The organism is Megasphaera sp. SC8-1 (assembly GCF_024436295.1).
GTDB lineage: Bacteria > Bacillota > Negativicutes > Veillonellales > Megasphaeraceae > Megasphaera > Megasphaera elsdenii.
Map to the genome: position 1 here is coordinate 34,161 of NZ_JANFQH010000009.1, position 11,458 is coordinate 45,618.

Annotated in this window: 9 protein-coding genes and 2 pseudogenes; 2 read left to right on the plus strand and 9 right to left on the minus strand. The window is 52.3% G+C overall.

Annotation, left to right across the window (positions count from 1 at the left end; all coding sequences use genetic code 11):
* Positions 1-7 precede the first annotated feature (7 nt).
* From NOS26_RS03560 to prdC, 6 genes and pseudogenes are all read right to left on the minus strand, one after another.
* Complete coding sequence (locus tag NOS26_RS03560) at positions 8-793, minus strand: ABC transporter substrate-binding protein (protein WP_255917285.1); 786 nt, start codon at positions 791-793, stop codon at positions 8-10.
* A 69-nt stretch (positions 794-862) separates the two neighbouring features.
* Positions 863-1,906: a proline racemase family protein gene (locus NOS26_RS03565; RefSeq protein WP_255917286.1), complete on the minus strand. Its 1,044-nt coding sequence runs from the start codon at positions 1,904-1,906 to the stop codon at positions 863-865.
* Between the two features lie 30 nt (positions 1,907-1,936).
* The gene (prdB, locus tag NOS26_RS03570; protein ID WP_027895574.1) at positions 1,937-2,662 is read right to left on the minus strand and encodes a D-proline reductase (dithiol) protein PrdB; all 726 of its coding nucleotides are present in this window, start codon (positions 2,660-2,662) and stop codon (positions 1,937-1,939) included.
* A gap of 11 nt (positions 2,663-2,673) precedes the next feature.
* The gene (locus NOS26_RS03575; RefSeq protein WP_036202806.1) at positions 2,674-3,096 is read right to left on the minus strand and encodes a CBO2463/CBO2479 domain-containing protein; all 423 of its coding nucleotides are present in this window, start codon (positions 3,094-3,096) and stop codon (positions 2,674-2,676) included.
* On the minus strand, positions 3,096-4,853 hold the full coding sequence (gene prdA / locus NOS26_RS03580; protein ID WP_255917288.1) for a D-proline reductase (dithiol) proprotein PrdA: 1,758 nt from the start codon (positions 4,851-4,853) through the stop codon (positions 3,096-3,098). Before prdA ends, NOS26_RS03575 begins: the two co-directional genes overlap by 1 nt.
* A 27-nt stretch (positions 4,854-4,880) precedes the next feature.
* A pseudogene (gene prdC / locus NOS26_RS03585) lies at positions 4,881-6,206 on the minus strand (proline reductase-associated electron transfer protein PrdC); the annotation flags it as partial.
* 201 nt (positions 6,207-6,407) lie between these two features.
* On the opposite strand from prdC, the gene NOS26_RS03590 reads away from it, so the two are divergent.
* A complete protein-coding gene (locus tag NOS26_RS03590; RefSeq protein WP_255917289.1) occupies positions 6,408-7,862 on the plus strand; it encodes a helix-turn-helix domain-containing protein in 1,455 nt (484 codons plus the stop codon).
* An 89-nt stretch (positions 7,863-7,951) separates the two neighbouring features.
* Here NOS26_RS03590 and NOS26_RS03595 read toward each other — a convergent pair whose 3' ends face one another.
* Entirely contained in the window at positions 7,952-9,298 is a 1,347-nt protein-coding gene (locus tag NOS26_RS03595; protein WP_014015398.1) for an acetyl-CoA hydrolase/transferase family protein, read from the minus strand.
* Positions 9,299-9,503: 205 nt separating this feature from the next.
* Here NOS26_RS03595 and NOS26_RS03600 point away from each other — a divergent pair, with 205 nt between their 5' ends.
* The gene (locus NOS26_RS03600) at positions 9,504-10,436 is read left to right on the plus strand and encodes a DMT family transporter (RefSeq protein ID WP_255917290.1); all 933 of its coding nucleotides are present in this window, start codon (positions 9,504-9,506) and stop codon (positions 10,434-10,436) included.
* A 129-nt stretch (positions 10,437-10,565) separates the two neighbouring features.
* Here NOS26_RS03600 and tnpA read toward each other — a convergent pair.
* Together tnpA and NOS26_RS03610 are read right to left on the minus strand one after the other, a co-directional pair.
* Positions 10,566-10,969: pseudogene (gene tnpA, locus NOS26_RS03605) on the minus strand (IS200/IS605 family transposase).
* A 216-nt stretch (positions 10,970-11,185) separates the two neighbouring features.
* Positions 11,186-11,458, minus strand: a 273-nt coding sequence (locus tag NOS26_RS03610) for a Rid family hydrolase (protein WP_255917291.1), incomplete at its 5' end; no start/stop codon positions are given.

Consider the following 11,458-nt stretch of genomic DNA (forward strand, 5'->3'; position numbering starts at 1 on the left):
GATGACCTTAGACGTTCAGCCATTTATCTTCTAATTTCTTGATTGTCCCGTCTTCCTGCAATTCCTTCAAAGCTTTGTCGAATTCGGCTTTATACGGACTGTCCTTTGGCAGGGCGAAACCATCGGGAATTTTCGCCGTTTCTTCCCCTAAGAGGGTCAGGCCGCTTTCGGGATGTTTCTTCAAATAGTAGACGGCATTCGGTTTATCCTGCATAAGGGCATCGGCCTTCCCCTGTTCAACCTCCATGAAGGCTGCCGAAATGGACGGGAAGACGACGATTTCCGAGTCCTTGCAGTGTTCCGTTACGTACTTATGAGAAGCTGTCCCTTTTTCGACGGCGATTTTCTTACCTTTCAGCTGATCGACAGACGTAAGGTTTTCATCCTTGCGGACGACGAACTGCAGGCCTGCATTTTCATAAGGTTCGGTGAAGTCCATCTTTTTCTTGCGGTCTTCGGTAATGCAGACCTGGCCCATGCCGATATCGTATTCGCCATTGGCGACGGCCATGAACATGTTATCGTATTCCGTCGGCGTCACTTTATAAGTAAAGCCCAGTTTCTTGGACATGGCATCGAGCAGGTCCAAGTCGAAGCCGACGAGCTTGCTGTTTTCATCTTTGAAAGCGAAGGGCGCGTAGATCCCAGTCGCTACTTTCAATTCTTTCCCTTTCAGGCTGGCCTTATCGCTGCTGCCGCTTCCCCCGACGCAGCCCGCTAAGACCGATATGGATGCAACGGCACTCAGGCCGGCTAAGATCGCTTTTTTTACCTTACTGTTCATCATCATCATAATCAGGCACCCCTCTTCACTTGTATGACTAGAATCTATCATTCAGGTCGTATGACCGGAACTGTATATTCAGGCTTGGATCTGGAAGCCATGACGGAACGGGTCCGTCTCATCGAGGACCAGGCAGTTGATGCCGGTGATGTAGGCACTGCCCGTAATCTGCGGGATGGCAGCGGCCATGCCGCAGACTTTGGCATCCTCTACGATGCGGGCTTTGAACAAGGTCCCCATGATACTCTCATAAACGAAAAGTTCATCTTTCTTCAATTTTCCCCGCAAGTACAGCGACGCCACTTTTGCGCTGGTACCGGTCCCGCAGGGGCTGCGGTCGATTTGGTAGTTGCCGAAGACGACGGCATTCTTCATGGTCGCTTCGGGCCGGTCGGCCTTGCCATAAAATTCGACTAAGTCGACGCTGTGGATGTCCAGTTCCGGATGGGCTACGACTTCCTGAGCATTGACAGAATGGAGGATGTTCATTCCCGTATCGATGATGGTCCGGATATTGTCCGGCGCTAAGCGCATCCCCAAGGCATCGGCGTCGACGAGGGCGAAGAAGCTGCCGCCGAAGGCGATGTCCAGGGCGACATGGCCTAAGCCATCGACGGGAACGGTGACACCTGTCCGATATAAGAAGCAGGGCACGTTGGTAATGGTCACTTCTACGGCCCGGCCAGCTTCGACTTTAACATGGGCTTTGATGAGACCTGACGGCGCATCGAGGCAGATATCCGTATACGGTTCGTGGACAGGTATCATCTGTTCATTGACCAGTACCGTCGCGACGCCGATGGAGCCGTGGCCGCACATGTTCAGGTAGCCACCGCTGTCCATGAAGACGACGCCGACGTCGGCTTCCTCATGGACCGGCGTCATGAGGATGGCGCCGAACATATTCGTATGGCCCCGGGGCTCCAGCAAGATGGCCTTGCGGTACGTATCGTAGTGCTTGGCGATGTACTGCTTCTTTTCCATCATCGTCTGACCTGGCGCGTGAGGAAATCCATTGACGACGATGCGCGTCGGTTCTCCCATGGTATGCGAATCGATGACCAGGATTTTTTCGTCGCCCCGCAATTTTTCCATCAAGCGTTCCTGATTAGCATGCCACATCGAATCCCCCCTTCCACTCTTATATTTTTATTACACATTATGGCGATATTCATAGGGAAGAACTTTCAGACCATTATAACTCGGGCAATCGCGGACCCATTCCAGGGATTCCTTGAGGATGGCCGTCTGCATGGGGATATTGTTCGGTTCGCCGGCGTTGGATCCGATAGGTACGTGCGGCGCTGTAATGCGCGGAGCGCCTTGCTGACGGGCAATAGGCGGCAAGGCGGCGATGACGCAGCAGCTCATGCCTTCGGCTTCGCAGCAGCGGGTGACGATGGTTGCCGAACGGTGGCAGGTCCCGCAGCCGCCCGTACAAAGGACGACGTCGACGCCCTGGGCTTTGAGCTTCTTGGCGATTTCCGGGCCCGTTTCGTTGCGGAATTTTTCGACGTTGCCGCCGCCACCCATAAAGGTATATGTTTCTTCCGGCAGGGAGCCGATGAAGCCTTCTGCCACCAGTTCGTGCAAGCGGTCGATGGGGAACATGGCGTTGACGTCCTTATTGATATCGGAGTTATCGAAGCCGCCGTGGGTGACCATCAGGTTCGACGATGGCGTATCGAAGGGGATGACGCGATAGGTGAAATCCCCGGATGTATTGAACGGCGTCTGGTCTTTTTTATGGATGCCGCCAGCTGTGATGAAGGCGACTTTACATTCGCTCAGTGGTTTCTTTAATTCGGTAAATACCGGTTTCGGTGTAACGGGAACGAAGATTTCCGAACGCATCCCTTCTACAGTCGTCAAATTCATAACTACCCCTCCTATAGTTCATCAACAGCCGCCATAGGGCTGATGTAAAATTCAGTATACTGCCCTTTTTCCAGGGCCACATCCGTAAAGACCCAGCGCCGCGGCACGGCAATGGTGGCCAGGCCGCCGAGGCAATCGGCTTTGATGGCCGTATCATTGACTTCGCTAAGGACGCCGCCGGCCAAGACCGGTGTGAATTCCCGGTCTGTCTGGAGCGGCGCATAATCGTAATCGAGCGGGGCCTTTACGATCTGCATATAACTAAAATAGAATCGGAATTTCCGGCCTTCCCGAGGCTGATGAAGGAACAAAGACGGTGCTGCGTGGATCACGCCTAGTCTCCCCCGCAGGTTGAGCACCACGTCGTCAGCAGCGGTCTTGGTAACCGTCCCTTCCATGAGTACCGGGTTGATCTGATAGTCGAGTTTTGCCATCAATGGAGCGTCCCTTTATCGAGGAGAACTGTTTCCGGGAGACCGAGGAGTTTATTGTTAGCGTTTATAACGGCGTTATCCCATTTTTTCGGTGCTGCCGCAATGGGGACGCCGGCCATCTTATTCTTGAGCATCTGGATAGCCCGGGCTGCCACTTCTTTCGTGACGCACGAGCAGCCGGCGACGTCGTTTTCAAAACCGCCTTGGTCCATATTTTCTTCGACCATGGCATCGGCATAGGGATTGCCAACGACGAGCTGGCCCTGGTAGGCGCAGAAGGAAACGCCCACGACGGGGATACCCCGCTTGCCAGCCTGGCCGATATGCTGGATGAAGTCGATGTGGTTGTTGCCAAAACCTTCCGTCGTAATGATGCAGCCGTCGATGTCCAGGCTTTCCAAAAGCGAACCCAAGCGGTCCGAAACCCAGAGCTTTTCGTCATTGACCTGAGGGGACCCGACGAAGACGACGCCGATGAGGTCCAGTTCATCATCCTTAGCCAGGCCTTCGACCAAGGGTTCGCGGATATAGTGGCGGGTCATTTCTTTCGTAGCCGGTCCAATGCAGGTCAAAGCGTGGATGGAACCGTCGCGGACCTGGTTCGGCGTCAAGACGATGGGCACGTTGCCGAGGTCGACGTTTTTCTGACCGCCCATGACGCCGCACGGTTCATTCGGGCAGAGAACATTATCATGCATAGCCCCTTGGCCCATGATTTCCTTGACCAAGACGACGCGGGGATTGCCTTTCCGGCGCAGGTCTTCGCAAACTTCTTCACGGACGACTTCACCGTCGTATTTCTTCAATTCGTTGCGGACGGCCTGAATGATGTAGTCTTCGCATTTATGAGCGGCAAAAGGTCCCGGACGGGTCATGCCGGTAAGCCGTTTGATGACGGCATGGCAGCGGATGATGATGTCCCCTTCATCGGCACAGCCAGGATGGCCGAAATACATCTTTTCATCGAGGAAGCCTTCGGAGGAACCGAATTCATGAATCTGGACACCGTCTTCGTCGACGCCGGTGAGCATGAATACGACGCCATCGGCGACCTTGGTGACGCCTTCACCGAGTTCGCCTTCGACTTTCGTCGCAATAGGCGCGACGTCCATGATGGTGTCGGTGTAGACATGGCGTTTGTCGGGATAAATGACATCCAGGCTCATGCTGACGCAGAGCGGGTCTTCTTTGACGGCCTTATCGACGATAGAGCCGTCGATGAAGATTTTCCCATTTTCGATGGCCGTCTTGTCGCTGATTTCGACATCGGTGATCTTGATGTGTTTCTTGATCAGCTTGCGGATGACCTTCTTTTCGCCCTTCCCTTCAGCCGGAGCTGCCGGCAGCGGGCCAGCGGCACCCAGGATGGTACCGGCCGGGATATCCAGGCTCAGGCCTTCAAGTTTATCTATTTTCAAGTGGATCGTACCGGATGGAGCAGCCGGTGCGGCCGGAGCGGCTGACTTAGCCGGTTCTTCAACAGGTGCAACCGGTACGGACTTGGCATTGACTTTATCCAGGACCTCTTTGGTAATCGGCGTCAAGGCTTCGACATCCTGCAAGAGCGTGCTGCCCAGGACTTCTTCGATGGTCAGGCCGTCATCGCTGAGCGTGAGCAGGCCGGCATCGACCATGTCGTCGAAGAGCGTCGGGTCTTCCAGGTCATCGGCTCCGATGACCGTCCCCTTGGCCCGGCGGCAGCAGAAAACGGCAGGATCCGTAAGGTGTTTCTGTAAGGTATCTTTAGTAATAGACATACAATCACTCCCCCTGTGTAGTATGAATTATGCCTTGATGCGGCGGATTAATTTATGGTGGACAGCCCGCAGGGCACCATCGGTACAATGGTAGACCGGCAAATGGAGCTGTGGCGCACAGGCCATGACCGTATTGGTACAGTCCGTGCAGTTGCTGATGAGCAGGGCCTGGGCCCCTTCTTTATTCAAGGTCATGACCCGTTGGACTTGTCCCGGGCAATGGCCGGGATTATCGCATTTGCGGACGCCTGGCTTGACTTCGTGAGCCTGTTTGCAGAAGGCGACGCCGGCGACGGCAGAACCCATGGACGCTGCCATTTCCCGTAGCCGTTTTTCATCGGCGCCGCAGGCACAGACGAGAAGCCCTATTTTTTCAGGTCCTGGCAAAAACGTTTCTGCCGCAATGATGCCGCCTGTCGTCTTGACGATAGGCGCATCCAGCGTCGTCCGCTTGCCCATGAACGGGCCTCCCATGATGAGCTCGCCATATTCCTTTCCCAAGCCGCCGGCCCGTTCCAAGACATCGCTGACAGCCATGCCCAAGGGCATATCATGGAAAATCTGGACTTCCGGGCCATTCAACTTGCCCGCTACGGTCAAGTCTTTGTCGATGAGCGGTTTCTTAGCATCGACGGCTTCGGCCATGCGCTGGAGCGTTTCCACATTGATGATGACGGCTCCGGCTTTCGACGGCAGGCTGCCGGCATCGAGGAGCGTCCCTAGGACTTCCCGGACGACGGCCCGTTCTTCCCCAACAGGATAGATATTGGGCAAAAAATGAAGGGCCAGGCGGTCATCATCAGCAATAGCTTGATGTAAAGCCCGGACGGCGTCACCGTGGATGGCTTTGATGGCGATGACACCTTTATCGGCATGGACGAGGTCCATAGCCAGCTGCAAGCCGCGTATCATCGGACGGCAATCTTTTTCCAAGGCGTCGATATTATGGTTCAGGATGGGTTCACACTCTGAAGCATTGGCAATGACGACACCGCCATGAGAAAAAGGAACGGCCAGTTTCTGATACGTCGGGAATCCGGCGCCGCCCAAGCCGACGATTCCGGCCTGACGGATACACTCCAACGGCGCTTGTGCCGTAAGGGGCACGTAGTCTTTCGGCTGGACGTCGTCAGCTCGAACGATGACGGCATTCCCCGTCACTTCCAGGACCATCCCGGATACACTCGTATATATCGGGCTTCCTAATCCTTCCCCAGCCTCAGCGATGCATTGGCCACGCTGTACCCTGTCTCCAGGCTGGACCACCGGGACCGATGGGGCACCGATGTGCTGCGAAAAAGGAAAAACAAAGGGTCTCACGTCCGTCCACCTCCTAGGATCATGATGCTTAGATTCTTTCTTCGCTTGATGTCCTCAAGCATGGCCTTAGTATAGTCTCCAGACAGGTTGAAAAAAACAGGAAAACTTGAAATTTTCATGAATTCGCCTTATTCGCCTTATTTTTTATCGATAAATTCTGTGTTACAATAATAAAAACACCCTTATTTCTGGAGGAGTGAATAAAAAAGCTGCCATATAGAGGGGGAATGATACATGATCGTAGAAACCTACCCGATTGCATTGAAGAAATTCATGAAATTCACGAAAACAAAATCTGTGACCTTGGCAGAACGCATCGGTTACGATGTATCCTATATCAGTAAGTGGATCAACGGAGCCAAGCTGCCATCGTCACGGGCTATAGAACGCGTCAATGAAGATGCGGCTGCACTCTTTGCTGAAACGATTGAAAAACTCGATCGCCGCGAAGATTGCTGCCGCTATTTTTCTTTTCCCGACACGACAGAAGACCTGGCCTTCGCCATCAGCGACTATCTAAGCCGGGCCTACCGCACGTCGCTCCAAAGCGGACGCACTGAAAAAAGCAAGAAATCCTGGCCTGTCCGCATCGTCACGAGCCATCAGAAAGCCGCCCACTTCTTAAAAGATTTATTCCGAAAAAAAATCCCTACCCTGACGGGCAAGGAAGAATTAGTCATTTATGGAGAATTCTTTGATTTCTATGACGATGGCTTTTGGTCTTACCTCGACGTGCCGTCCCACTATAAACGCCTGCGCATCCGCATCGGTCTGGACAAGGAAAAACTGCGCCGCCATCCTAAATACGTGACCCGACTCTACGCCGTCCTCAATCGCTTCATGGATGCAGAATTCACTTTTTACGACTTCTCTGCCCTGAGCGACGCCAACCTCATCATCCTCAAGGACCAGTTCGTCATCCAGTATTCGCTTCAAAGCCACCGGGGGATGATGATGTGTTCCTATATCGATGATCCAGCCGTCGTTCACGACATTTACGAGCGCTTTGGCGTCCACCATACGCCGAAACTCCTCACGCATATCCAGAGTCCCTGGAACGACGACTACGGCTATCGCACATCCTTCTATGAAACGTCGCGGTTCTGCTTTTTCCTGACCAACGGCATCGAATACCTCCTGCCGCAGGAAGTATTCGACCGGCTCATCGCCGAATCGCCGGCTGACCGAGCCGGCAATATCGAACGGCTACGCATTACCTGGGAAGAAATCATCGCCAAAGCCCGTGTATCGCTCATCGTGCCGACGCCGTCCTTCATGCGATATCTGGAAACGGGCCACATCGACCTGACCGACGTCCAGTATACCTTGACACCAAGCGAACGGATTGAACATTTGAAGGTCATCGCCCGGACGCTGACCCAGAGCCAGGGCATCACCTTGGGGACTATGCACTTGTCGCCGGCCTTCCTGTCCTACAAAGAAGCCAACCTGTCCTTTTATTCCAACTACCGCATGAGCTTCTTCAAAAAGAATACCCTGGCCATGAACAGCCAGGCCGACCCGTTCTACATCATCGTCGACAAAGAGTTGGATAAGATGGTCCTGGACTACTTCGACAGCATGACAAAGGCGTCATACTGCCAGCCTTGCAGCGGTCCGGAACTGGAAAGCAAAATTAAGATTTACCAAAATATGCTGGAAAAAATCACCAGTTTAGCTGGAGCATAGAAAAAGAGGCTGTCGCATGAAGACAGCCTCTTTTTGCGTTGTAGGGCGGGCTTGCCACGTGCAAGCCCCTACGGACTACAACCTATTATTTACATGGAAATCTTGCTGGTCTTGGTCCAGATACCCATCTTTTCTGCATCTTTGATGAGTTCTTCACGGAAGTCCGGATGAGCGATGTTGATCAAGGCTTCGGCGCGTTCCCACGTCGATTTGCCTTTCAGCAGGGCTGTACCGTATTCGGTGACGATGTAGTGGACAGCCGAACGCGGCGTCGTGATGACCGTACCAGCCGGGAGGGTCGGTTTGATCAGGGATTCGACATGGCCGTCCTTGAATTTACGCGTCGAATGGACGCAGATGAAGCTCTTGCCGCCGTTGGATGCGAAAGCGCCCTGGGCGAAGTCGAGCTGGCCGCCGGTACCGCTAATCTGCTGATAGCCAGCCGTTTCAGCGTTGACCTGGCCATAGAGGTCGAGGTCGATGCAGCCGTTGATGGAGATGAATTTATCGATGCTGGCAACGACGCCGACGTTGTTGACGTAGCTTACCGGCGCATTGAAGACGATCTGGTTGTCGTTGATGAAATCATAGAGGCGCTGTGTACCGCCGGCAAAAGCATAAATAATTTTGCCCTTATCGCGGTTCTTATTGCCCGTAATCTTGCCGGCTTCATAGAGGTCGACATAGGAATCGACGAGCATTTCCGTATGACCGCTCAAATCTTTGACATCCGATTCAGCCAGTTTGCGGCCGACAGCCGACGGGATACCGCCGATACCGAGCTGAAGCGTACTGCCGTCTTCAATCATGGGGATGATGTAATCGGCGATTTTGTCGTCGACCGGCGTACCTGCCCGGTTGGGGATCTGCGGCATAGGATGATTCGAACCTTCGACGACATAGTCAACGTCGCAGAGGTTCAGTTCCGTTTCATAGCCCAGGGCTTTCGGCATGTTCTGGTTGACTTCGAGGATGATCGTCTTAGCTGCACGAATCAAGCCGCGAAGGTCCGAAGCCTGAGGCCCGAGATTGAAGTTGCCCCACTGGTCCATAGGATGAACCTGGATGATGAGTTTATCGATGTTTTCCCAATACTTCGGCAATTCGTTGAAGAGAATAGGAATGAACCAGCAGCGGCCATCTTTGGACATTTTGCGTTCAAACCCGTTCATATGAGCCGTTGCGAAACGGATCTGTTCGTTCGAGTCACTATTCAGATATGCTGCATACGGTTCGTCTTTGACGACGGTCGTAGCGACGATTTCAACGCCGTGCAGGTCTTTGGCCCGTTTACCGATTTCGATATCGATATCATACGGAGCAGCGCAGCCGAGGCCATAAGAAACGCGGTCGCCATCTTTGACGAGGGCTGCCGCCTGTTCGGCCGTAATCAATTTTTTCTTATACTCTTCCGGAATTTGTGAAAGTTTGTACATTCTAAAGTCTCCTCCTTCATGACTTTGCAATAGTAGTATGAGATAACCTTACATATAGTATAAAACTTTCCTGCGACAACTGCAACGACATTTTGTGAAAAATATTACAAAATCTGGAGGTAGAACGTCTAAAAAAGCTTTTGTTTTATGGTACAATTATATTATTGTCACTTTGACGAATCCACAATAAAGGAAGGTTTATCTCATGTATCAGTCACAAGCAAAGGGCACGATACTGCTGCTCATTACAGCCCTCATCTGGGGGGCGGCCTTTGTCGCTCAGAGCGTCGGCATGGACTATATCGGCCCTTTTACTTTCAGCGCCGCCCGCGATGTCATCGCCATCGTCGTCCTGATTCCCGTAATCCTGCTGTTTACCGATAAAAGGGCAGATGGGACGTATCCGCCGATTTTGCACCAGTTGAAGCCGGACCGCATCACCCTCATAGGCGGGGCCTGGTGCGGTCTGGTCCTGGGCGCTGCCGACACGCTGCAGCAGGTCGGTATCTCCATGACGACAGCCGGGAAAGCCGGTTTCATTACGGCTTTGTACATCATCCTCGTCCCCCTCCTGGGCCGCTTCATGGGCCGTAAGGTCCCACGGATCATCATAGCCTGCGTCGCCCTAGCCATTGTCGGCTTTTACCTCTTATGTATCAATGACGATTTCCAAGTCTCTTTCGGCGACTTTCTGGTCCTCTGCTGTGCCGTCTTCTTTGCCCTGCACATCCTGGTCATCGACCACTTTCTCTTAAAAAAGGCCAACAGCGTCAAGCTGTCCTGGGTCCAGTTCGCCACGGCCTTTCTCTTTTCCGGTACGCTGACAGTCCTCTTCGAGCAGCCCGACTGGTCTGCCCTGTGGGCTGCCAAATGGCCCCTACTCTACGCTGGCGGCCTATCCAGCGGCGTCGCCTACACCTTGCAGATCGTCGGCCAGAAATATACCGAACCGACAACGGCGACCCTCATCATGAGCCTGGAATCGGTCTTTGCCGCCCTGGCAGGCTGGCTCATCCTGGGAGAAGTCATGACGGCCAAAGAACTGACAGGCTGCGTCCTCGTCTTCGCCGCCGTCATCTTAGCGCAGATTCCCTTGCCGCACATCTCTTTCCGACAGAAGAATCATAACCACCAGTAAAACTGGTGGTTTGCTCAGGCCCTATAAGGGCCTAACTCCCGTGGTAGCACTCTAAAGAGTGCACCGAATAAAAGTCTGGCAATCACACTTTTATTACAGGCTGCCCCCTACTCGGGGGCTTTTTTTGGCCTACTTTTTCCTGCTACCCGTAAACGGGTCTACGTATTCCTTGAAATCTAATGTATCCATTTCAATATCTTCTTGTAATTGATTGCGAATATACTCCTTAATAGCTCCTTCATATTTTCCCACTGTATCCACATAATAACCTCGGCGCCAAAAATGTCGATTCCCATATTTATATTTCAGGTTTGCATGGCGGTCAAAAATCATCAGGCTACTTTTACTCTTTAAATATCCCATGAATTGAGATACGCTAAGATGCGGTGGAATAGCCACTAAAGTGACCTTAATATCTTTCCTATATCTTCTTTTATTTGTCCATAAATAATTTGTCTACGGTACTTAGGCGCAAATACAATATGATACTTGCATCGCCATTTGCTATGTGATAAACTTTTTACGTCATTCATTGACATGAACCTCTCTTCTGAATAATGTAGTGGTTGCCAGACCATCTACATTGTATCATGAGAGGTTCTTTTTTTACTTTAAGAAATTTTACTTACCCCCAGTTGAACTGGGGGTTTAATCATGCCTATTCGGCGCCAAAAAAATCCCTGAAAAAGGAACCATTGTTCCTTTTCCAGGGAAGAAGGGTGGGCATTTATCTAAGCGCAGAGCATGATTTACTTGCAGTAAGCAACTACTTCTACCTCTACATCGCCATTCATGGGGAGTTTGCCGATTTCCACACAAGACCGGGCAGGCAGCGTTTTCTTAAAGAAACTGGCATATACGGCATTAACAGCACCAAAATCATTCATATTAGGAAATGCACCTACATTTGCCAGATTCCAATAGGGAATCATGACAGCTCCCAATACGGCTATAACGATTAATTTCGTCAGTACCATACCGGTCGATACTTTAACCTGATTCTGCAAGAAGTCTCCCGCCTC